Origin of the sequence: Actinopolyspora mzabensis, from assembly GCF_900101095.1 — a bacterium.
Classification (GTDB): domain Bacteria; phylum Actinomycetota; class Actinomycetes; order Mycobacteriales; family Pseudonocardiaceae; genus Actinopolyspora; species Actinopolyspora mzabensis.
In genome coordinates, this window is the sequence record NZ_FNFM01000010.1 from 77,155 (window position 1) to 99,396 (window position 22,242).

At 67.3% G+C, this 22,242-nt stretch carries 23 protein-coding genes and 1 riboswitch; of the genes, 10 read left to right on the top strand and 13 right to left on the bottom strand.

The window, feature by feature from the left end; all coding sequences use genetic code 11:
* Positions 1-333: 333 nt before the first annotated feature.
* Positions 334-1,227 (bottom strand): CPBP family intramembrane glutamic endopeptidase, encoded by an 894-nt coding sequence (locus BLR41_RS17135; RefSeq protein WP_176798032.1) that lies wholly within the window; start codon positions 1,225-1,227, stop codon positions 334-336.
* Positions 1,227-1,430 (bottom strand): hypothetical protein, encoded by a 204-nt coding sequence (locus BLR41_RS22935; protein WP_176798033.1) that lies wholly within the window; start codon positions 1,428-1,430, stop codon positions 1,227-1,229. Before BLR41_RS22935 ends, BLR41_RS17135 begins: the two co-directional genes overlap by 1 nt.
* Positions 1,431-1,499: 69 nt before the next feature.
* Here BLR41_RS22935 and BLR41_RS17140 point away from each other — a divergent pair, with 69 nt between their 5' ends.
* The 4 genes from BLR41_RS17140 to BLR41_RS17150 all read left to right on the top strand — a co-directional run bounded on the left by BLR41_RS17140 (position 1,500) and on the right by BLR41_RS17150 (position 3,706).
* Positions 1,500-2,144, top strand: coding sequence for a TetR/AcrR family transcriptional regulator (locus BLR41_RS17140; RefSeq protein ID WP_143013114.1), 645 nt, complete (start codon positions 1,500-1,502; stop codon positions 2,142-2,144).
* Between the two features lie 17 nt (positions 2,145-2,161).
* Positions 2,162-2,290: a hypothetical protein gene (locus tag BLR41_RS23730; RefSeq protein ID WP_281240969.1), complete on the top strand. Its 129-nt coding sequence runs from the start codon at positions 2,162-2,164 to the stop codon at positions 2,288-2,290.
* 398 nt (positions 2,291-2,688) lie between these two features.
* A complete protein-coding gene (locus tag BLR41_RS17145) occupies positions 2,689-3,147 on the top strand; it encodes a DUF6653 family protein (protein WP_176798034.1) in 459 nt (152 codons plus the stop codon).
* A 214-nt stretch (positions 3,148-3,361) separates the two neighbouring features.
* Positions 3,362-3,706, top strand: coding sequence for a peptidoglycan-binding domain-containing protein (locus BLR41_RS17150; RefSeq protein ID WP_176798035.1), 345 nt, complete (start codon positions 3,362-3,364; stop codon positions 3,704-3,706).
* Between the two features lie 239 nt (positions 3,707-3,945).
* Here BLR41_RS17150 and BLR41_RS17155 read toward each other — a convergent pair whose 3' ends face one another.
* The 6 genes from BLR41_RS17155 to BLR41_RS17180 form a co-directional block, all read right to left on the bottom strand.
* Entirely contained in the window at positions 3,946-4,914 is a 969-nt protein-coding gene (locus BLR41_RS17155; protein ID WP_218120208.1) for an alpha/beta fold hydrolase, read from the bottom strand.
* A gap of 205 nt (positions 4,915-5,119) precedes the next feature.
* Positions 5,120-5,980: an ABC transporter permease gene (locus BLR41_RS17160; RefSeq protein ID WP_092629884.1), complete on the bottom strand. Its 861-nt coding sequence runs from the start codon at positions 5,978-5,980 to the stop codon at positions 5,120-5,122.
* Positions 5,977-7,302, bottom strand: a complete 1,326-nt coding sequence (locus BLR41_RS17165; RefSeq protein ID WP_092629887.1) for an ABC transporter ATP-binding protein — start codon at positions 7,300-7,302, stop codon at positions 5,977-5,979. Before BLR41_RS17165 ends, BLR41_RS17160 begins: the two co-directional genes overlap by 4 nt.
* 223 nt (positions 7,303-7,525) lie before the next feature.
* Positions 7,526-8,242 (bottom strand): hypothetical protein, encoded by a 717-nt coding sequence (locus BLR41_RS17170; RefSeq protein WP_218120209.1) that lies wholly within the window; start codon positions 8,240-8,242, stop codon positions 7,526-7,528.
* Between the two features lie 359 nt (positions 8,243-8,601).
* Positions 8,602-9,720 (bottom strand): alanine dehydrogenase, encoded by a 1,119-nt coding sequence (gene ald / locus BLR41_RS17175; RefSeq protein ID WP_092630347.1) that lies wholly within the window; start codon positions 9,718-9,720, stop codon positions 8,602-8,604.
* Between the two features lie 215 nt (positions 9,721-9,935).
* Positions 9,936-11,522 (bottom strand): PucR family transcriptional regulator, encoded by a 1,587-nt coding sequence (locus tag BLR41_RS17180; protein WP_092629890.1) that lies wholly within the window; start codon positions 11,520-11,522, stop codon positions 9,936-9,938.
* A gap of 244 nt (positions 11,523-11,766) precedes the next feature.
* Positions 11,767-11,881, top strand: a riboswitch (glycine riboswitch).
* Between the two features lie 237 nt (positions 11,882-12,118).
* Here BLR41_RS17180 and gcvH point away from each other — a divergent pair.
* Together gcvH and BLR41_RS17190 are read left to right on the top strand one after the other, a co-directional pair.
* A complete protein-coding gene (gcvH, locus tag BLR41_RS17185; RefSeq protein ID WP_092629893.1) occupies positions 12,119-12,490 on the top strand; it encodes a glycine cleavage system protein GcvH in 372 nt (123 codons plus the stop codon).
* Between the two features lie 102 nt (positions 12,491-12,592).
* Positions 12,593-13,948, top strand: a complete 1,356-nt coding sequence (locus tag BLR41_RS17190) for an L-serine ammonia-lyase (protein WP_092629896.1) — start codon at positions 12,593-12,595, stop codon at positions 13,946-13,948.
* A 153-nt stretch (positions 13,949-14,101) separates the two neighbouring features.
* On the opposite strand, the gene BLR41_RS17195 is transcribed toward BLR41_RS17190, so the two are convergent.
* Entirely contained in the window at positions 14,102-14,551 is a 450-nt protein-coding gene (locus BLR41_RS17195; RefSeq protein WP_092629899.1) for an SSI family serine proteinase inhibitor, read from the bottom strand.
* A gap of 229 nt (positions 14,552-14,780) precedes the next feature.
* Complete coding sequence (locus tag BLR41_RS17200; RefSeq protein ID WP_092629902.1) at positions 14,781-15,515, bottom strand: MerR family transcriptional regulator; 735 nt, start codon at positions 15,513-15,515, stop codon at positions 14,781-14,783.
* A 110-nt stretch (positions 15,516-15,625) separates the two neighbouring features.
* Here BLR41_RS17200 and BLR41_RS17205 point away from each other — a divergent pair, with 110 nt between their 5' ends.
* The 4 genes from BLR41_RS17205 (at position 15,626) to BLR41_RS17220 (ending at position 20,243) form a co-directional block, all read left to right on the top strand.
* Complete coding sequence (locus tag BLR41_RS17205; protein WP_092629905.1) at positions 15,626-16,792, top strand: CaiB/BaiF CoA transferase family protein; 1,167 nt, start codon at positions 15,626-15,628, stop codon at positions 16,790-16,792.
* Positions 16,793-16,857: 65 nt separating this feature from the next.
* Positions 16,858-18,000, top strand: coding sequence for an acyl-CoA dehydrogenase family protein (locus BLR41_RS17210; protein ID WP_092629908.1), 1,143 nt, complete (start codon positions 16,858-16,860; stop codon positions 17,998-18,000).
* A 200-nt stretch (positions 18,001-18,200) separates the two neighbouring features.
* The gene (locus BLR41_RS17215; RefSeq protein WP_092630351.1) at positions 18,201-19,352 is read left to right on the top strand and encodes an alkaline phosphatase family protein; all 1,152 of its coding nucleotides are present in this window, start codon (positions 18,201-18,203) and stop codon (positions 19,350-19,352) included.
* A 6-nt stretch (positions 19,353-19,358) separates the two neighbouring features.
* Positions 19,359-20,243: an oxygenase MpaB family protein gene (locus tag BLR41_RS17220; RefSeq protein ID WP_218120210.1), complete on the top strand. Its 885-nt coding sequence runs from the start codon at positions 19,359-19,361 to the stop codon at positions 20,241-20,243.
* Positions 20,244-20,246: 3 nt separating this feature from the next.
* Here the strand turns inward: BLR41_RS17220 and BLR41_RS17225 are convergent, their stop codons facing one another.
* The 3 genes from BLR41_RS17225 to BLR41_RS17235 all read right to left on the bottom strand — a co-directional run bounded on the left by BLR41_RS17225 (position 20,247) and on the right by BLR41_RS17235 (position 22,124).
* Positions 20,247-20,600, bottom strand: coding sequence for a hypothetical protein (locus BLR41_RS17225; protein WP_143013115.1), 354 nt, complete (start codon positions 20,598-20,600; stop codon positions 20,247-20,249).
* 73 nt (positions 20,601-20,673) lie between these two features.
* Complete coding sequence (locus BLR41_RS22610; protein WP_143013116.1) at positions 20,674-21,345, bottom strand: hypothetical protein; 672 nt, start codon at positions 21,343-21,345, stop codon at positions 20,674-20,676.
* 17 nt (positions 21,346-21,362) lie between these two features.
* Positions 21,363-22,124, bottom strand: a complete 762-nt coding sequence (locus BLR41_RS17235) for a hypothetical protein (RefSeq protein WP_092629917.1) — start codon at positions 22,122-22,124, stop codon at positions 21,363-21,365.
* Positions 22,125-22,242 lie beyond the last annotated feature (118 nt).

Consider the following 22,242-nt stretch of genomic DNA (forward strand, 5'->3'; position numbering starts at 1 on the left):
ACGGGATCACCGAAGGGACGCCGATGCGGAAACGAGCCGAAAGGGCACGAAAAGTGAAGTGATGCGGGCACCGCCCGGCATCACAGCACCGGAGGAGAACTCACTCCGGCCTTCCGCATCCGTCCGAGGAGCGGGTCAGAGAAACAGACTTCCCGTAGGCACGCCGTGCAAGGTAGCAGAGCCGGATCGTCCGGTGCCAGTCGGAACGCCGGGGCCGTGTCGGCCGTCCGATACCCCCACCGTCCTTCGCGCGGATCGAAACTTCCAGCGAGGCGAGGCCGGGGGCGCGAGTTGCTGCTTCGCTGATCCCGGCGAGGGACGGTGCGGTTGTCGTCAGCTGTTCGCGGCGATCAGCGTGAAGAATATCGCCATGTCGGCGATGAAGTGCAGTGTCCAGTTCCAACAGAACCCCCTGGTGTGGTCGATCGCCAGCGCGAGTACCACGCCGAAGGGTCCGGACAGCAGAATCCCGGCGAGACCGCTCGGTGTGCCGTTGATGTGGGTGACTCCGAAGTAGGCCGAGGTGAGTGCGATGAGTGCTGTCCTGCCCATCAGTGGTCCGGCGACCGCGTTGATCGCGTGCCGGAACAGGAACTCCTCGGCAGTGGCGTTGACGACTGCCGCGGCGGTGTAGACAGGCAGCCAGAGCAGGGCTTCGCTCAGCCCGGCCACGTTGAAAGCTTCGACTCCGGTGGCGATGGTTCCACAGCAGACCACGAAGCCGACGGTGGTGCCGATCAATCTCCAGTCGATCCGGTATCCGGCCACGCGTAGTCCGCTGTCCGCGCGCCACTGGCCGACTCGTAGTGCCATCTCGTGCCGGCCCGGCCGGTACCGGAGGAGCACGATCGCGGTGAGGGCCAGTGGCAACACCTTGGCGCCGTTGACCGCGAGCACGCGTGCTGCGGTCGGCCATCCGAGCAGGAGCGGTTCCGCCAGTTCCAACGCGACGGTGATGAGCCACAACCCGGTCACCGAAGCGGTCAGGACCAACAGCAGCGGTCGTACGGCTCGGTGGAGGAAAACCGCGCTCGTGACCAGCAGCACCGCGATGATCGGCGGAAGCGCGAAACCAGCGTTCTCCCAGCCCGCGGCCACCGCCAACGATGCGGGGAGACCACTCGCGAGACCGATCACCGCGAGCCACACGCTCGCCTGGGCGCTGCGGGGCAGCGGTATCGCGGTTCGTCCGGTTGGTGCTGCCTGGTAGGGGACCGGTGCCGACATCAGCGATCGGCTCCGGCGCGGTAAACGAGTGTGATGAGCGCGAAGCAGATCGCGGCGACCAGCGCCGCGATCACGACATCTGCCCATTCGGGCACCGTTCCGAACGGCAGTATCAACTGACGCAGCTGGTTCGCACCCACGATGAGCAGCACGTACATCCACCAGGGTGCCCACCTGTCGCGAGGGGCTGTTTCGTCGATCATGACAGACCTCTTTCTAGTACAGCTGTGTTACGAAAAGCTAATTTAGCACAGCTGTGCTAGGTTGTGGGGGTGCCAGTTCGGATAGATCACGCGGAGCGTCGTTCGCTGCTCGCCCAGGCCGTCTGGCGAATTACCCTGCGCGACGGTCTGCGGGAAGCCTCCGTGCGCGGTGTGGCACGCGAGGCGGAGCTGGCCACGGGGTCGGTTCGTTACTTCTTCTCCACGCAGGACGAGCTTCTGCGTTTCGCCATGCGTGAGCTCATCGACAAGATCGGCCGACGGATCACGGCCGGTGCGGAACTCCGGATCGCGGACGCGCACGAGGGGCGGGTCGTGGAAGCGGCGTTGGCGCTACTGCTGGAGTTGCTTCCGCTCGACGAGGAACGACGTACCGAGGCGCTTATCTACCAGGCATTCGTCGCGGAGGCGGCGAATGATTCCGTCATAGCCGAGATCCGCCGGGAAGCCGACGACGGGGTGCGTCAGCAGTGTCTCCACACCCTCGACAGTCTGGTCGAGTTCGGTTGCATGGCCGCGAGCCGGGAGATCGAGAGCGAGACCGAACGGCTGCACGCGCTGCTCGACGGACTCACCGCGCACCTGCTCGCTCGTCCGGAGCGCGCATCCCCCGCCAGGGTCGAGGGCTTGTTGCGTATCCACTTGCACGAGCTGCGAGTCCCCGTGCGGTACCCGGGCGATGATCCGTCGATCTGATCTCCGCGGTGCACGTCGTGAATTCCGCGCGGGAGCACGCCGAACGGATCGGGTCGTCAGACGGAGCCGACGTGGCTGGTGCCCTGTTGACCGAGCCGAGTGTGCAGCTCGCCGAGAAAACGACGAAGGAGCTCGGTGAGGGCTGACCGTTGGTCCTCGGTGAGTCCGGATACGAGTTCGGCCTCGCGCATGAGGACGCTGGCACGAGTTCCTCGACCAGTTCGTGACCGGCCGGGGTCAGTGCGACGGTCACGGCACGGGAGCCGTCGGTTTCGGTCGCTCGCTCGACCAGTCCCTCGCGCTTCTCCCTTGAGCAGTGCGCATGGTCACCGGCGCGAGTCCGATGTGGAGCCGGCAGATCTCTCGGTGTTCAGGGATCCTGGTGGATAGCTGGTGAGCGGTACCGTAAACGCGACCTCACACTGTCGATCCGCGGGTCGAATCGCCGCTGCCGATGGGGCTGTCGCCGGAGTAGGGTGGTTCCGGGAGTGCCGGGAAGTCCGGTCGGCGTTGACGAGGCAACGTTCCAGGAGGACGGACACTCATGACCTCCAACTGCTCGCGTGGGCCGGCGCGGCTCCGCCGTGCGGTTTTCGCCCGACACGCCAATCCGTGGAGTGCGTGGAGCCGCTGGGCGAGCACCCCGTTGCTGCTGCTCCCGATGTGGACGCGACGTCGCAGTCACGCTGCGGTCGTGGGGGTGTGGTTCGCGCTCAACCCGGTGGTGTTTCCGGAACCGGCCGACGAGCACGCCTGGGCCACCCGTGCCATGCTCGGTGAGGAGCAGTGGATCACCGACCGTCCTCGGGACGCCGCGCTGGGCGTCAACATCGCCGCCACCGTGGCCGGACTGATCGCGCTCGTCGCCGCTCGTCGGCGCCGCCCCGTTCCGGCGGGCACCGCCACAGCCGCACAGCTGGTGTTGCTGCTCGGCTACTGGGAGCTCATGAACCGCTACCTCGACCGCCACCGGCGACGGAACGCTTCCCACCCGGTTTCGTAGGCCCTGCGCGGCACCACCACGGCGGGGCGGCCCCGTACGAGTCCAGTGAATCCTCCCGGTCGGTCGGAGATCCCAGTTGTGTGGGTGAACACCCGTTCGTACCTGAACGTTGGTCCGTGCGGCGGAATGAGGAAAGACTTCATCGATGAAGTGCTTGCGCTCGTTCGGCGGTTTTGTACGATGCGTTCTGTTGTGCTCATGGAAAGGTTTTCTCATGCGCAAGAAGTTAATAGGGTTGTTTTTCTCCGTACTGGCTTTTTCGCTCCTGGGTGGCGGCGTCTCCGCCGCCGGTACGGACTCCTCGGCGGCGGCCGAGGTTTCCGTCTGTGACTACGGGCAGGGTGCTCACCTCACCCTCGGTGTCGGCAGCAGTGGTCCGCTGGTGAAGCACGCCCAGTGCATGATCAACCGCGTGACGTACATGCAGCTCGCCGTTGACGGGATTTACGGGCCGGCGACCCGGACCGGTGTCGAACATTTCCAGGCGAACGCGAACCTGACGGTGGACGGAATAGTGGGGCCCAACACGTGGAGCGCCCTGCACGCGTGGAATTCCTAGAATCTCCGTTGTGCCGATTCCGATTCCGCGTCGGCGGGTGAGCCGGGGGCCGCGGCCGGACTCGTGTGATCGCAGCCTGCTGGAGGTGAGAGCCAGGAGCGACCACCGAGTGGTCGTGTCGGGCTGTGCGATGGCGACAAGGCTGTGGCCGCCCGGCACGGCTCGCCGTGCCGGGACATCCCGGTTCGGAGCGGCCGAGGTGACAACCGGCACCACCCACGCGATCCGGCCCGCCGTACTCAGGCCGGCGACCTCACCCACTCGACGACGGTGCGCGCGTAGAGCTCGGGATTCGTGGCGTGCATCGAGTGCGACATCTCGGGGAACGACAGATAGCTGACAGGCTGTCCGGCCGCCTCGATCAGCCTGCAGGCCCGCTGCGCCTGCACGTCGGAGAGGGCGCCGAGTAGCTGCTCGGTCTCCGGGTCCACCCGGCGGGAGTGGTGGGTCAGCAGCACCGGTGTTCGCACCCGCGAGAGCATGGTGTCCTGGTCGCATCCCGCGGTGATGCTGCCGGAGACGAAGGCACCCGCCCATTCCGGATCGTACTCCCGCAGGTGCTGCGGTGGACCGGGAGCGGAGTCGTGCTCCGAGTCGTTCGGGCGCGTTCCCGGCATGTTCTCCAGCAGTACGGGCGGGAGCTCGTTCGGCAGTGCTCGCCGCAGTCCGTGCCAGTCACCGATCGACCACTGGTTGCCGAGCCACTTGTGCCACGCCGCGAACACCGGCCCCATTCCCTGCCGGATCGACTGGCCACAGGCCGGTTCCGTCTCCGAGGAGAACAGCGGCGGATCCTCGTATACGGCCCCGCGGATCTGCCCGGGTCTCGCGTACGCGGACAACCACGCCGCGAGCAAGCCCCCCGAGGAGTGACCGGCCACGAGCGTGGGCCGTCCGATGACGAGGTCGATGAACCGCACGAGATCGTTGCCGAAGTTGTCGAGGGTGTAGCGGCCGGGCGTCCACGTCGAGCGGCCCTGCCCCCGCAGGTCCACCGCGTAGGTGTGGAAGTGCCGGGCGAGTGACGGGAGAACGGGTTCGTAGCCCCACCACGACTCGCTCTGCCCCGGAAGCAGTAGCAGCGCCGGGAAGTCCGGTTCGCCCGTCACGGCGTAGTTCATGCGGACTTCCCCGAGGTTCACTGTCCACTCGGGATGATCGTGCGGCACGAAGGTGTCCGCCCGGTCCTCGGCTTCGGATACGTTCACGATCGCTGACTCCCGTCGAGGTGCGTGTCGTCGAGTACGAGAGCTCCGCTCCGTCCTCGATTTCCCGATTCTCGTGCACGCCGGGGCAGCGCGGGTATCGCGAACACGGATGTATTTCTCGTCCACCAGAGGGATCCGGGCGACCTCGCGGGCCTCCACTCGGGGGACGGTCCGCCCCGCCGATCGCTCGGCGGGGCGGAGCACCTCAGTTGATCTCGCGGTTGCGGACGAGCAGCATCGCACCGCCGCAGAACAGCGCGGCATAACCCGCGAACACCAGCGCGCTGCCCCACCAGGCGAAGCCGTAGTCCCCGCCGAAGACGGCGTGCAGTTGTTCGAAGGCCTGCACCGGAACTATCGACTCGCGTGGGCCCGCGAACTCCGAGATGAACATCGGCACCGCCAGGTTGCCCACGATCCCGTTCGAGGCCGCGCCGGGCAGATAACCGCTCAGCCAGGCGAACTGGCTGCCCGCGAGTCCGATGGAGGCGAGCACGTCCACCATGAACTTGTAGAACACCAGCACCAGCACGGCCGCCACGGAGTTGTTGACCAGCGCCCCGAACCCGAACCCGAGCAGCGCCCACAGCACCGTCGCCAGCACGCCCGCACCGCCGATGATCAACCACTGGTCCAGGCCGCCCACGCCGCCCGCGGCGTGGCCCAGCGAACCGCCCAGATAGCCCCCCAGCAGCCCGAAAACGGCGTTGACGATCCCGTAGACCACCGAAAGCGCCAGGCACAGCACCAGCTTCGCGCCCAGCACCGAGCTGCGCGGGTTAGCTGTGAGGAAAGTGGTCGTGATGGTCTTGTTCCACGACTCACGGGTCATGATCAACGCTCCCAGCAGGGCGGCGAAGATCGTGCTGTAGTTGGTCGCCAGCGACATCGCCAACAGTCCGGTGGGCAGCGCTTGCCCGGTGACCTCCTGGAGCACCTCCACCTGACCGATCGCCGTGCCGTACCAGGCGACCAGCAGACTCCACGGCGCCACCGGTATCAGCAGCGCCCACCACAGCGGCGTGGGCAGCATCTTGCGGAACTCGGCTCTGATCAGCCCCTTCACCGGTTCTCACCCCCGTGCGTGTCCTCGTCGGCGCGGGAGTGCTCTGCCTCGCGCCGTTCCGACTCCGGCTCTTCGGCTCGGGAGCGGTAGCCACTCCCCAGACCGGGTGGGCCCGATTCCGGTGGGGAACTCTCGGCCGATCGCTGCCCGGCGTTGTCCGGCGCCCACGGGCTCGGTGCCGCCGATTCCGGCTGAAACTGTTGGCCCGGAGGCTGTTGGGACGGCGGTGGTGGGGACTGCTGCCACTGTTGCGGTGGCTGCTGGAACGGCTGCTGCGCGTACCCCTGCTGCTGCGCCGGATGTTGGGGGATCGGCTGTTGTTGGACCGGTTGGGGTTGTACTGGTTGGGGTTGCCACCGCTGTTGTCCGGTCGTGCCGGGAGCCGGCTGCTGCCCGGGACCGAACGGCTGCTGGGAACCGGTGAACTGTCCCTCGGTGAGCTGGAAGAACAGCTGCTCCAGATCGCCGGATGACTCCTGCAACTCCTGGATGGCCACCCCCGCGCGTAACGCCAGGTCGGCGATGCCGCGTGTGTCCACCCCCGTGACCGCGAGCCTGCCGTCCCTCAGGTACTCCGTGCTCACACCGCTCTCCCGCAGCATCGAGCTCAGCGTCATCGGATCCGACACGCGAACCAGCACCCGGGACTGCCTGCCCGCGCGCAGCTGTTCCAGGCTGCCGTTGTAGACGGAGTGGCCGCGGCTGACTATCACCACGTGATCCACGGTGTGTTCCATCTCGCGGAGCAGGTGGCTGGAGACCAGCACGGTGCGCCCGGTGGATGCGTAGGCCTTCAGGAAGCCCCGCAGCCAGGCGATACCCTCCGGGTCCATCCCGTTGGCGGGCTCGTCGAGTATCAAGATCCGGGGATCCCCCAGCAGTGCGGTGGCGAGTGCCAGTCGTTGCCGCATGCCCAGTGAGAACCCCTTGGTCTTGCGACGCGCGGCGTTGCCGAGCCCCACCAGTTCCAGCACCTGGTCGGCCTGCTCGTCCGGTAGTTCCAGGGCGGCCGTGTAGCAGCGCAGATGGCCGCGCGCGGTGTGTCCGGGGTGAAAGGACTGCGAGTCCAGTACCGCTCCCACCACCCTCGCGGGGTTCCGGAGCTTCGTGAACGGAACGCCCTCGACGTAGGCGGCACCGGAGGTCGGTTTCATCAACCCCAGGATCATGCGCAGTGTGGTGGTCTTGCCGGACCCGTTGGGGCCGAGGAAACCGGTCACCGAACCCGGCTCGACCGCGAAATCGAGGTTCTGGACCGCGGTCAGTGGCCCGAAGCTTTTGTGCAGCTGTTGCACCAGGATGCGGCCGCTGCCGTCGTGCACTCGTTCCTCCAGTTCACGGGGACACCCCGATCCTCGCGGTCCGTGCGGCGCCGCGCGGTCACCACGGAACGGGCCCGTGGGTGATCGTTGGACGCTGCACCCAATCCTGCCTCATGCGTGGGCGGATCGGTTCCGGTGTCCGCGAAGATCTTTCGTGTCGGCTCCCGCGCCGGCCGGCGCGGGTGGGAACCCCGCTGGGGAACTGTGCTCGGTCCGCCGAAAGCTATCCGCGCTCCTTCCCGGGGGATACCCCGGCACGGTGGATCCGGTTCCGGTCGGTTTCCAGGTGACCGCCGACGGGAGGCACGGCGGGCAGTTCCTCGGTGGCCTCGTGCTCCGGGGCGTCGTCCGGCGCGCTCGCCGGATCCGGGAGGGTGAACTCGCCCGTGTCCCAGTCGCCGGGGCCGCGAGCACCACCGGAGACCACGGCCGTGCTGATCACCGGGATGCGCGGAGTGCGTGCGGAGCGATGTCGCCCGAAGGGATCGCGGGGACTCCTCTCCCGAATCCGGGCCAGCTTGGAGCGGTTGGCGCTGCCGACCGGGTCGGGATCTTCGCCGATGAGCTGGGCGTGCGCGGTGACCCAGACCTCACACGGCCAGCGGCGCGCACGCAGTCCGCCGGGACAGACCGGGCACCGCCCGTTCTCGTCCGGACCGTGCTCCTGCAGCAGTGCGCGCAGTCCTTCCGTCAGCCGGTGCAGTTCCGAGCGGGCCAGCGGCAGCACCGTCTCCGCGGGGCCCTCGTCGGCCAGCTGTTCCAGTCGGTCGAGCTGGCGCTGTAAGGACTCGTGATCGTCTTCCGCGGTGATGCCCTCGAAGCCGTCCGGGGACTTCTCGGCATCGGACCGCGACTGCTCGACGGGGGTTTCGCTCAGATCGCCACCCAGCGTCGTCGTGGGGTTGTTCGGACGGGTCGGCCGACGAGTCCCGATCTCCATACGGATCCTCCCGAACTGCTCGTTGCGTGGGAGCGGTGGAGTGGTACCGCACCTGTCTGGAGCATCGACGTTCACCCGTAAGGACTTCAGGTTTTGCCCGCTTCATCACACTTTCGTGTGAAACGCGAGTGAAAGCCGGTAGCGCAGCGAGCAGAAAATCAGCTGAATATCCGGCCGCAGGGGTTCGGTAACCGGGCGTCGGTGTTCTACACTGGGAATCGGCGGCCAGCTCCCGGTGACCCCCAGGCTGGTTGAGCAGGCCGCCTCGAACGAAACGGGGCCTCTCTCGCGCGCGAGAGAGGCCCCGTTTCTCCGGTGGTGCTTCGTCGCCTCGGTCCCCCGAGTAGGCGACTCGGCCGTCACGCTCCGAGCACGCTCGCCACGCTGTCGTGCGACAGCCCGTGCGCGGCGGCGACCGGTTCGTTGACGAGCGTGCCGTCGTGGGTGTTCAACCCCGCGGCCAGCGCCTCGTCCTCGCGGCAGGCCTGCCGCCAGCCCCGCTCGGCGATCCGCAGCGCGTAGGGCAGCGTCACGTTGGTCAGCGCGTGGGTGGAGGTGTTCGGCACCGCCCCCGGCATGTTGGCCACGCAGTAGAACACCGAGTCGTGCACCCGGTAGGTCGGGGCGTCGTGCGTGGTGGGGTGCGAGTCCGCGAAGCACCCGCCCTGGTCGATGGCGATGTCCACCAGCACGCTGCCCGGCTTGAGCTGTGCGGTGAGTTCGTTGGAGACCAGCTTCGGTGCCTTCGCACCGGGGATCAGCACCGCGCCGATGATCAGATCGGCCGCGCGAACCGCCTGCTCGACGCTGTAGCGGTTCGAGGTGACCGTGCGGATACGCCCGTCGAAGTCCCGGTCGATCTCACGCAGTTTGTCGACGTTGGTGTCCAGCAGTTCCACATCGGCACCCATGCCGAGCGCGACCCGCGCGGCGTTCAGTCCCGCGACGCCACCGCCGATCACCACGACCCGCGCCGGGTGCACACCGGGAACGCCCCCGGGCAGCATCCCGCGCCCGCCGCTCGGGCGCATCAGCGAGTAGGCGCCCACCTGCGGAGCCAGTCGACCGGCCACCTCGCTCATCGGAGCCAGCAGCGGCAGCGCACCGTCGGCGGTCTGCACCGTCTCGTAGGCGATACCGGTGACCCCGGAGTCCAGCAGCGCGTTGGTGAGCCCGCCCGACGCCGCCAGGTGCAGGTAGGTGAACAGCACCTGGTCCCGCCGCAGTCGCGGGTATTCTTCCTCGATCGGCTCCTTGACCTTGAGCACCAACTCGCCCTCGGACCACACCTCCTCGGCGCCGGGGAGAACCTTCGCCCCCGCCGCGAGGAACTCCTCGTCGGGAATGGAGGAGCCCGCGCCCGCGTTCGCCTCCACGAATACCTCGTGGCCTCTGCCGACGAACTCGTGCACCCCCGCTGGTGTGAGCGCGACGCGGTACTCGTTGTTCTTGATCTCGCGGGGTACGGCGATCTTCACTGCGGTTTCCTTCCGAGGGATGGTGTTCGATTCCGTTCGGGTGATCACCGAACCGGCGGGTGTGCCGGGGGCGTTCTCCGCACCGCGCCGCCCATCCCCCCGAGGTGCGGGAGGGAGCAACGCTGTCGCGAACCACGATGCTCCGTCACCGGCCCGGCCGCATCATTCCCGCACAATGAGAGCGCACCGGCTCTCTTGTGCCGCCGGCACAACAGTCAGCCGTGCGGGTTCCACCGCTCGGCCAGCAACTGCACCAGCAGTGCCGAGCGCACGTCCGCGTCGTCGAGATCCACGTCCAACAGCGCGCCCACCCGCTTCATCCGGTACCGGAAGGTGTTCGGGTGCACCCGCAGTTCCCGGCTCGCCGCGCGCGGATCACCGGGGTGGCGCAGCCAGGCGTGCAGCGTGCGCAGGTACTCGCTCCCCTGCCCGTGGTCGTGGTCGCGCAGCCGCTGCAGCGGGCCGAGCGCCCCAACCCCGGCGTCGCCCGCGGCACCGGCGGTCCTCGCCAGCACCAGGGAGTGCCAGAGCTGCTCGTGGACCGCGATATCGCGTTCCACCATGCCCGTGCGCAGCAGCGCCAACACCTCGTCGGCGCTGCCGCGGGATTCCGGCAGTTCCGCCACCGGGGTGGCGGTTCCCACCGCCACCAGTGGGCGCGGATCGGCCGCGTCCATCTCGTGGATGTGCGCCAGCAACGCCTCCCGCAGCGCGGGCCAGCCACCCGTGCCGGAGCGGTCGGGCACCACCGCGTACAGCACACCGCCCGACTCGGCGACCATCGGACCGCGACCGATTCCCCGGGTGATCCACTCCCACATCGCGAGCCGGTGCCCCTCGTCGGTGCCGTCGCTGGCCCGCACGTCGATCGCCACCACCCGGTGCTGCTCGGCACCCGTCCCCAACTCGTTGGCGGCGGCGCGCCAGCCCTCGGCGCCCTCCAGCAGCGACCGCACCAACCCGGCCGAGCGCTGCCGCTCCGAGTCGGTCATCACCCGCCAGCGAAGCAGTTGCAGTGCCACCAGCGCGGCGGTGTCGGCGAACGCCGAGGCACGCTCCTCGGACACCTCACCGGTGACCACGGCCCACATCGATCCGAGCAGTTCACCGCCCATCCGGATCGGGACCACCAGCCGGGGCAGCGTGCCGTCCGGCTGCTCCGGGACGTAGACGGCCGAGCCCCCGCGGCTCAGCTGCCGGAACGTGCCCCGCGCCCGGAACTTCGCCAGCACGTCGTCCGGTTGCCTGCGCCCCATGATCGTGGAAACCCGGGCGGGATCGGTCACGTCCTGCCGGGCGGAGTAGGCCAGCACCTGCGAGTGCGCGTCCTCTATGGTCACCGGGGCGTCGACCACCTCGGCCACCGCGTCCGCCAGTCGGAACAGATCACCCAGACCCGCCGAGCCCACCTGCTGCGGGGAGCCGGCGGCCGCGCCCGGATCCGTTCCGGCCAGCGCGCTCCGCAGCAACCACACCAGCTGCGCCCACGCCGCGCCCCGCCGGACCTCGATCAGCGCGAGGCCCGCCTCACCGGCCGCCGAGATCACCGAGTCCTCGGCGCACACCGGCGGTTTCAGCAGCACGGCCGCCGCCTGCCGCGCACCGCACTCCCGCACCAGCTCCACGGCCCACGCCCGGTCGGTGATCCCCACACCGAGCACCACGTCGGCCGTTCCGATCCCGCCGGGATCCTCGGGTTCGGCGATGACCACGTCCCCGACACCGCAGGTGTCCTGCGGCACCACCACCGGACGCAGCAGTGCGGGGCCGACTCGCTCGACCAGGCCCCGTATGTCGACCATCGCCCCTCCCGGGGTCGGGATCAGAAGGGAATTTCTCCGGTTCGACTCCCCGAGCGCTCCGGTGCCGGGACCCGGCCACCCGCGCGAGGCCCGTGACCGCCTCCGGTGGTGATCGTGGGCACACAGCGCGAGCTTCGGCCCCCGATTCGCCGGTAGTGGTCGCTGCTTCGCGACATCCGGGGTTGGATACGCCCACCCCTCGGGTTATCGTTGCCGAACACAGCGACAATCGCATATCGGCCCACGACACCGGGCGGGAGAGTCCCGCGGGTGAGCACCGTGCACACGGTGTCACCGAACGGGCGCCGAAGGAGCAAAACTCCCCGTAAACTCTCAGGCAGCCGTACCGTCCGATCGAGGCAACTCTGGAAAGCGCCGCCGCGACGAAGGCGTGCGCACCCACGGTGCAAACCGCGATGTCGCGGTGAAGCTCTCAGGTTCCGCAACAGAGGGGGAGGCCACCAAGTACGCGGACTCCGGTGTTCGCGGCATGCCGCCCGGCCGGGTGGAGTCGCGGCACGCGAGAATGCTCGTGTCCGACGGCCCCACGGGACGTCGGGTACCGGTGTCCAAACGACAGCAATGGAGCCTCCCCCATGAGTCTGCCCACGGACCTCAAGTACACCCAGGAGCACGAGTGGCTGGCCGAGCGCGGCGACGTCGTGCGTGTCGGGGTCACCCCTTACGCGGCCAACGCGCTCGGTGACATCGTCTACGTGGACCTGCCCGAGGTGGGCAAGCAGATCACCGCCGGTGAGGCCTGCGGCGAGCTGGAGTCCACCAAGTCGGTCAGCGACCTCTACGCTCCCGCCACCGGTGAGGTCGTCTCGGTCAACGAGTCCGTCGTCGACGACCCGGCCAAGATCAACGACGACCCGTTCGGCGACGGGTGGCTGCTGGAACTGCGCGTCACCGAGTACGGCCCGCTGCTGGACGCCACGCAGTACGCCGAACTCACGGGTGAGTGACTCCCACCGCCAGTGACTCCCGCCGCCGCTGACTAGCGGCTCCGCCACGACGAGGTGGCGGGGCGGGCGAACCACACCTCACGTACGAAGAAGAGACGATCAATGGCGATCAGTGTCTTCGATCTTTTCTCGGTGGGGATCGGTCCCTCCAGTTCGCACACCGTGGGACCCATGCGCGCGGCCGCGCGGTTCGTGGCGCGGCTGCGTGAACAGGGCCTGCTACCACGCGTCGCACGGGTGCGGGCCGAGCTGTTCGGCTCGCTCGGCGCGACCGGGCACGGGCACGGCAGCCCCAAGGCGGTGCTGCTCGGTCTGGAGGGCCACCTACCGGAATCGGTCGATCCGATCGCGGTTTCCGGCAGGGTCGACGAGATCCGATCGACCGGCCGGTTACTGCTGAACGGCACCAGCGGAATCCGATTCGACTACGACGACGACCTCGTGCTCTATCGGCGCGAGACACTCCCGGTGCACCCCAACGGAATGCGGTTCACCGCGGTCGACGAATCGGGGGAGCAGCTGTGCGGGGCGGTGTACTACTCCGTCGGCGGCGGTTTCGTCGTCGACGGGGAGGCCGCGGGCACCGACCGGATCAAACAGGACACCACCGAACTGCCCCACCGGTTCCGCACCGGAGTCGAGCTGTTGCGGCACTGCGACGAGACCGGTCACTCGGTCAGCGACCTCATGCTCGCCAACGAACTGGTCTGGCGTGACGAACAGCGGGTGCACGACGAACTGCTGTCGATCTGGCACGTCATGCGCGAGTGCGTGCACAACGGTTGCAACAGCGAGGGCTCGCTGCCGGGTGGGCTGCGGGTGGAGCGACGCGCCGCCGAACTGCGTGCCGAACTCGGCGACACCGACGACCCGATGGAGTGGGTGACGGTCTACGCACTGGCGGTCAACGAGGAGAACGCCGCCGGTGGTCGGGTCGTGACCGCGCCGACCAACGGTGCCGCGGGCATCGTTCCGGCCGTGCTGCACTACTACATGCGGTTCCTGCCCGGTGCGGACGGGAACGGAGTGGCACGGTTCCTGCTCGCCGCGGGTGCGGTGGGGGTGCTGTTCAAGGAGAACGCATCGATCTCCGGCGCCGAAGTCGGTTGCCAGGGCGAGGTGGGCTCGGCTTGTTCCATGGCCGCGGCCGGACTGGCCGAAGTGCTCGGTGGCACCCCTGCCCAGGTGGAGAACGCCGCCGAGATAGCCATGGAGCACAACCTCGGCCTGACCTGCGACCCGATCGGTGGATTGGTGCAGATTCCCTGCATCGAGCGCAACGCCGTGGCCTCGGTCAAGGCGATCACCGCCGCCAGGATGGCGCTGCGCGGCAACGGCAGCCACTTCGTCTCGCTCGACAAGGTCATCAAGACGATGCGGGCCACCGGCGAGGACATGAAGGACAAGTACAAGGAGACCGCCCGCGGTGGGCTGGCCGTGAACGTCATCGAGTGCTGACGGCGCTTTCTCGCGGCATTCGTAGTTGGTTTCCTGGCGGAACCTCTGGCACGGCTGTTCGTCGGTGCTGGTGGCCCGGCGATTTCTTGGGAAATTGACGCCCACCCGGGCCACCCGCACCGCCACGCGGACCGAGCGGGTGGCGGTGCGACATCAGAATTCGAAGAGTTTACCGGTCTTCGCCTGCATCTCGCACTTGTTGGAGAACGTCTCGCGGTGGTCAACGGCCCGGTTCCGCCACATCCCGGTGGCACGGACGGTTACCGGGCGGTACACCAGTGGGCACATCGGATTCCGCTCCTCCTGGAGTGCGCCGAACTCGCCCCCGGTGTTCGCCAACTCCTCGCATGCCTCCTCGGCCCGGGGGTGAGTTCCGCCGGTCGGTTCGCAGCGCAGGGTTACCGAACGGGCCCGTTCCGCGCGGTCACTCGGCACGACCCGGAGACTGAGTACGCTGACCGCCTGCTGGGCCTCGTTCACCGAGGTCGTGGTCGCTGCGGAAGCCCGCTCGGAGTCCGGGTGCGGTACCAGGGGCAACAGCATGCCCGCGACGGCCGCGCAGGCGGTGAACAGGGTACGGCCGAGCGGTCCGGAAAAGCTCATGTTGTGCTTCCTCCGTGTAGATAGGGGATCGCCTCGGGAAATGCTTACCCGGTTGGAGTAGCCCCGCGCCGCAATCGCGGGGCAGTATCACCGAATCGGGTTTCCTTCGATCGTGGAAGCACCGGGTGTCGCGAGTTCGCGTTACACTCGCACGACAACGACTCGGCCCAGCAACGGGCGGGGTCCGTGCCGAGTGAGCGCTTCGACGGGCCGCTCCCGCACACCTCGGTCAGACATGATTGCGGATGACATCGTTGACGGCACGCTGAAATCCGTTGACCAGCATCTGAATCGTGAGCGGACGCAGCTGGTCGGCCGTTGTCCTGACCCGTTCCCGCTCGGATTCCGGCCGTCCCCGCTCCACGTAGGGGCGCAACACGTTGGCCGCGAACAGCTCGCGCAGTTCGCTCGCCATCTGCGAGGTGTGCTGCTCCACGATGTGCTTGGCCTGCAGCAGCATTTCCTGCGGCAGCCGCAGCTCGGTGATCTGTAATCCCACGTTGAGCATGGACGAGCTGGTAAGGCGGAGCCGCCCCTCGTCGTTCTCGCGCGTCCCGTCGGTGATCCGTTCCAGGATGCCCAGCGTCAGCAGCTGCTCGATCTCCTCGTCGGAAAGGGCGCGACCGGCACGCCGGTCCAGTTCCTCCCGCCCGATCTCCTCGGCCTGATCGCTCGTCCACGGGGCCAGCAGCGCGCGTTGCAGCGCCAGCTCCTCCGGAGGAGCGTCCTCGGGTATCCGCTCCAGATGCCCCTCGATGGCCGTCAGCGTGAAGCCGAGGTTCTGCAGTTCCCGGATCAGGTCCAGGCGGGCCAGGTGATCGGCCCCGTACAGCCCGACGCGACCGCGCAGGCGAGGTGGTGGCAGCAGACCACGTGAGGCGTAGAAGCGCACCGTGCGCACGGTCACGCCCGCCCTGGCTGCCAGCTCGTCGATCGTGAGCTCTTCGTCGGCTGTTCGGAGCATGTCCAGCAGGGTACTACTTGACCAATGTGACACCAGAAATGTAACACTAACTCCGTCGAATTCGGGGTGGTCGCGATCACCCGCCGGTGAGAACCAGGGAGTGTGCTCCAGTGGCGCGATCGGATGAGCGAGCGGCCGGGGCGGGACCACTGGCCGGAGTGCGGGTCGTCGAACTCGCGGGACTCGGCCCCGCACCGTTCTCCGCCATGCTGCTGGCGGACCTGGGGGCCGACGTGGTCCGCGTCGAGCGTCCCTCGGGAGGTAGCGGCAAGGAGGACCTGCTCAACCGGGGCAAGCGGTCGGTGCGGGTCGATCTCAAGCACGAACGCGGCCCCGAAACGGTGCTGGCCCTGGCGGAACGCGCCGACATCCTGCTCGAGGGCTTCCGCCCCGGTGTCGCCGAGCGGCTCGGCGTGGGTCCCGAGCCCTGTTTCGAGCGCAATCCCGATCTCGTCTACGGCCGCATGACCGGGTGGGGGCAGGACGGCCCGCTGGCCGAAACGGCGGGCCACGACATCGACTACATCGCGCTCAGCGGAGTGCTGCACACCATCGGCGACGCGGACGGGCCGCCCCGCGTGCCGGTGAACCTGCTCGGGGACTTCGGGGGCGGTGCGATGTACCTGGCCGTGGGTGTGCTCGCCGCCCAGCTGCGTGCCCGCGCGGGCGGCGGCGGCCAAGTGGTCGACGCGTCCATAGTGGATGGCTCGGCGCATCTTGCCACCATGCTGCACGGCATGCTCGCGACCGGCGGCTGGAACACCCGCCGCGGCAGCAACCTGCTGGACGGCGGAGCACCGTTCTACGACGTCTACGCCACCTCCGACGGAGAGTACATGGCGGTCGGTGCGCTCGAACCGCAGTTCTACGAACAACTGCTGGTGGGACTGGGCCTGTCCGGTGAGCTGCCCGACCGGGACGATCCCGCCAACTGGCCGGAGATCCGCGAGCGGCTCACCGAGGCGTTCGCGAGCGGCACCAAACAGCACTGGACCGAGATCTTCGACGGCACTGACGCCTGCGTGAGCCCGGTGCTGTCGATGACCGAGTCGGCACGCCATCCGCACGTGCTCGCCAGGCAGACCCTCGTCGAATCCGAGGGGGTGGTGCAACCCGCCGCCGCACCGCGGTTCTCGTACACCCCCAACCCCTTACCCGGCCCCGTCGCGGAGTCGGGCGCCCACAGCGGGCGGGTACTCCGGGAATGGCGGGTCGCCGACCACGACGGCCTGTTGTCCTCCGGCGCCGTGCACGGCGAGCTCGACGAGCCCGCCTGATCCGTCGATCTATCCCGGACGGGAACCGGCCCGGGTTCCCGCACAGTGAAAGGAACGTGAGGCCAATGCGCAGGGAACTGTTCGAAGCGGAGCACGAGGCGTTCCGCGAGACTTGCCGGACCTTCGTCACCAAGGAACTGGTGCCGCACCAGCAGGAGTGGGAAGAGGCAGGTGTGGTCAGCAAGGACGCCTGGCGCAAGGCCGGCGCGCAGGGGCTGCTCGGCACCGCCGTCGAGGAGCGCTTCGGCGGGGGAGGCATCGACGACTTCCGGTTCAACATCGTTCTCGACGAGGAACTGATCACCGCCGGCGTAACCGGGTTCGGCGCCCCCGTGCACAACGACATCAACGTTCCCTACCTGAGCAAACTGGCCACCGAGGAGCAGAAGAGCCGTTGGCTGCCCGGATTCTGCAGCGGTGAGATCGTGACCGCCATCGCCATGACCGAACCCGAGGCGGGCAGCGATCTGCAGGGCATCCGTACCACGGCGACGCGCGACGGCGACGAGTTCGTGATCAACGGGCAGAAGACCTTCATTAGCAACGGCATCAACGCCGACCTGGTGATCGTGGTCGCCCGCACCGACCCCGACGCCGGACACGAGGGCATCAGCCTGCTGGTCGTGGAGAGCGACCGACCCGGCTTCCAGCGCGGACGCAACCTGGAGAAGATCGGCCAGAAGTCGCAGGACACCGCCGAACTGTTCTTCAACGACGTGCGCGTGCCCGCCACGAACCTGCTGGGTGAGGAGGGGCAGGGCTTCATCTACCTGATGCAGAACCTGCCCCAGGAACGGCTCTCCATCGCGGTCGCCTCGGCCGCGGGCGCGGCCAAGGCCCTGGAGATGACCAAGGAGTACTGCCGGGAGCGCACCGCGTTCGGCAGGCCCATCGGCAAGTTCCAGCACACCCGCTTCGAACTGGCCGAGATCGCCACCGAGGTGGAGATCGGACAGGTGTTCGTCGACCGCTGCGTCCGCGAACACCTCAAGGGCGAGCTCAGCATCGAGAACGCCGCCATGGCCAAGTGGTGGGTCACCGAGATGAACAAGCGCGTGGTGGACAGGTGCCTGCAGCTGCACGGCGGCTACGGCTACATGCTCGAGTACCCCATCGCCAAGGCGTTCCTCGACACCCGGGTGCAGACCATCTACGGCGGCACCACCGAGATCATGAAGGAGATCGTGGGGCGGCAGCTGGACATCTGATCGCTCACCGCACCCGGCGATTTCGCGGGAAATGGCCGCGGCGGGAGCGCCGAAGAACACCACCGTCGGCCGTAGCACCACGGAACGCGTCGGTGAGAGGCTGTAACCGAGGTCTCGGTTCCCCGCACCCCGAGCATGTGGGTACGGAGTTCGTGGACCGGCAAACCGACACGTTGCCAGGCACCGACGGAGGTCCGGCCATGGAGTGGATCGTCGCCCCCCACGCGGCCGAGTGGCAGCTGGCGGACACGCTGCCCTCGGCACTGGGAGCGATGGGAACACCGGGCTTCAGCGACCGGATGGGACTGTCCGAGTGCTCCTCGGCCGCGGTGCTGCTCGTCGACGGTCTCGGTTGGCGGCTGCTGCGCGAGTACGCCGCCGACGCTCCGGTGCTGGCCGAACTGGACACCGCCAGACCGGGTGCTGCCGGTTTCCCCACCACCACCGCCACCAGCATCGCCTCGCTGGGGACCGGTCGCTGCTCGGGGGAGCACGGCGTGGTCGGTTACTCCTTCGCCGAACCCGGCGGAGCGCTGCTGCGGCCGTTGTCCTGGAGCAGGCGGGACGGTTCCGGCAAGGACACGAGCCTGCTCGACGCATGGCCCCCCGAGACGGTTCAACCGAAGGAGACCGTGCCGCAGCGTGCCGTGGCGGCCGGGGTCGACACCCGGTTGGTGGTACCGGCCGAGTTCGCGGGAACCGGGCTGACCAGGGCAGCCCTACGAGGTGGCGAACTGCGAGGCGTCAACGCGCTCGGGGACCTGGCAGCGCAGCTGCTCGCGGGGATGGAGGCCCCGTCCCCGGTGCTGTGCTACGGCTACCACGGGCAGCTGGACATGCTCGGACACGTGCACGGGCCGGGATCGCGGCCGTGGCGAATGCACCTGCGCCAGGTGGACCGACTGGTCGAGTCGGTCGCGGAACGGCTCCCCGCCGGGACCCAGCTGTTGGTGGTGGCCGATCACGGCATGGTCCCCTTCGAACCGGGCAGCTCGCCGGACGCCGACACCGACCCCGAGCTTTCCGAGGGGGTACGGCTGGTCGGCGGCGAGGTGCGTGTTCGGCACGTCTACACCGAGCCCGGAGCCACCGAGGACGTGCTGGCCACGTGGCGGAGCAAGCTCGGTTCCGACGCGACAGTGCTCACCGCGGAGGAGGCCATCGCGGCGGGCTGGTTCGGACCCGTGATATCCGAGGGAGTTCGAGCCAGAATCGGTGACGTGATCGCTCTCGCACGGCACAATGGAGTGATCCGCTCGTCGGCCGAGCCCCACGCCGCCGCACTGCTCGGGCAGCACGGCTCGCTCACCGCCGACGAGCAGTACATTCCACTGCTGGTCGCGCGAGGGTGATTTTCGGTGTCCCGTACCGCTGGTGAACGCGGATTCGATCCATTGGGCAAGTACGCACGGCTGCGGCTGATCCGACGGCTGGACCCGGAACGCGAACACACCCTGGTGTACCGGATCTCGGCCGGGCTGGAGTTTCCCTGGGACTACACGCGGGCGCTGGAACTCGCGCTGTTCCGCACCTTCTGCGTACCCAGCATCTCCGAACTGCTGCGGCACACCGGGGAGTTCGAGTGCAGAGCCCAGCAGCGCTACGACGACACCTCGATCCTGATGGAGGAGATGGGCAGGCACGGTTACGACTCGCAGCGGGGCAAGCAGGCGCTGCGCATGGTCAACCGGATGCACGGCCGCTACGACATCAGCAACGACGACATGCTCTACGTGCTGTCCACCTTCATCTACGAACCGATCAGGTGGATCGACGCCTACGGCTGGCGACCCATGAGCGACCACGAGCGGACGGCGGCGTACTGGCACTACCACCAGATCGGTGTTCGGATGGGAATACGCGGGATACCCGGCTATGAGGAGTTCGACCGGTTCAACCGCGACTACGAGGCCGAGCACTTCAGGTACGCCGAGAGCAACCGTGACGTCGGCCGCTACAACCTCGCGATGGTCTGCGCCTGGTTCCCGAAGCCGTTACGGGGAATCGCCCGCCGCGGTTTCATCGCCGGACTGGAACCGGCGATGCGCACGGCATTCGGTTTTCCGGAACCGAAGCGCTGGGAGACGAGCGCGGTCACCGCCGCGCTGCGGCTGCACGGGGCGGCCGAGCGCCTGCGCCCCGCGCGGCAGGTCAGCAGGCTGGGACGCGGCAGGAAACTCAGCTACCCCGGTTATCCGAACGGCTACCGACTCGGCGATCTCGGGGCGCTGCCGGACCGGTGAGCCCTACCAGATCGCGATGAGGTTGAGCGGCATTATGAGCAGATAGGCGCCTCCGAACAGGATCATGACCACCTTGAGCAGGCCCTTGGCGAGGTTGGCGAGGATGTTGTCGGTGTTGCCCGAGATCTCGCCCGCGTTCAGGTAGCCGATCAGGAACAGCAGGTCGAACACCCACCCCGCCGTCAGCGCGGCGTTGAACACGGGCGTCCAGGTGGGACCGCTCGGGCCGTAGTCGAGGTTCAGCTCCCCGATGGCGGTTGCGATGGCCACGCAGCCAACGAAGAGGACACCGGTGATGACGCAGAACGGCGCCGACCTGTCCTTGCGGCGCCTCGGTTCGTTCGTCTTGACTTTCACCATGATTTCTACCGCTTCGTGCTCTCTCGGTCGTTCGAGCCGGAAAACTGGTTCGATTTCCTCGATTTTCACTTTATTCTGTTGCGTGGCAAAAACGTGAACCATCGGTGAAGTCGACTACATAGTATCTTCGTTTCGGGATTTGCTTCCCGAGGGGGAGAGGCTGTGTTTTTTCAACTTTTTTTATTTCGATTTCATGCAGGGTCGATATAGACGCATCGGTATCTTTGCTGTTTATTTTTTCGGTGGCTTCTTGGGCGGGCCGTGCCAGATGGAGAGCCTTGTTGATCAGGCTGCCATTCGTTGCGTTTTCATTTTTTGATTTCGTTTTCAGTAAATGTGATTCGATTACTACTGCAATGCGTTTATCGGTTACGACCAATGCGGAACCTTCGTGAGCCACGCAAATGTGATCCAGGAGTCTTATCGCTTCGTCCTCCGGATTTGTAGCCATGGCCCAATGGCCGATCGTGGGATCGTCAGCCCACTCGTCCTCCGGCAGGCTTCCCCCTGATACTGCCTCTGAGGGAAGCGGCCAGTGGGGGGTATCAAGTTTTACTTCGGGGGTATGTCCGAGCGGGGAATGTGGTGTGCGTGTTTCACCGTTGATAATCGAAGCGGTATGGGAGGGTTTTATAGGCTTCACCAGGCCAACACTTTCATCTGTATCGGCCCAATTTTCGGTGATAGCTTTGTCCCATTCGAGTATGAAATCCACTTCTTTTGTTAGTTTTCTGTTGCTCATGATTCCAATTATTGAGGTCAGCTGGTCATTTCGGTCAGTTGTTGTACCGCAGGATCCGGCTTATGGAGGTCGAAACCTGATCCGTCCCGCAGCGTTATCCGGAAGCACCGCTCGGTCCGTGGGTTCTCCTCGCTGCCCGTGGCCCTGTCCGCGGTGTCGAAACCGGTGATCGAGGTGCGGGGAATCTCGAAGAGGCTGGTCAGCGTGTTCGGTTCCAACGGCTTGCCCGCCTCGTTGTCGCCGTACTTGCGCACGTTCTTGCTCGCCCACGACACCGCACCGCTTACCAGCCCCGTGGCTCCGGACCGCTGCGTGAAGCCGCCCTCCGGAACCAGGAGCGCCAGTCGCTGTGAGGTGAGGATCCAGTCTCCGGCCAGCTTGTCCAGGTTGATGCTGTCGTTGCCCATCAGCCGTGCCAGCTCCTGCTGCGACAGCAGGCATGCTGCCTCGCTGTCGGGGTCCGCTCCGAACACGGTGACGTTCGGGAAGTCGGGCACGCTCGGTGCGGGGCCGTTGGTTCCGCCTTCACGTACCGGGATCTCACCGGTGGCTATCGAGAGCCCCGCACCCAGCACGGCCATCCCCGCGCCGCCCGCGGCTCGTTTGATTCCCTGTCCGAGCCGCTTGCCCCAACCGGGGTGTGGACTGCCGGTAGGGTCGAGTCCCGCCACGTCGTAGCGGACCGACCGTTGCGCGAACACCCAGCGGATCGCCTCGTCGGGATGGCACCAGGTGGTGCGTGCCTCCAGTGATCGGGGTAGTGGGGAGTCCAAACCCATCCGGTCTCCTTGTTCGTTCGAGGGAATCAGGTGAAGCCGCGTTCCTGCCTCGTCGACTTTTTCAACGAACTCATATGCGGTGGGAAAGCCAATAACGCTACTTGGTCGTAGCACATGC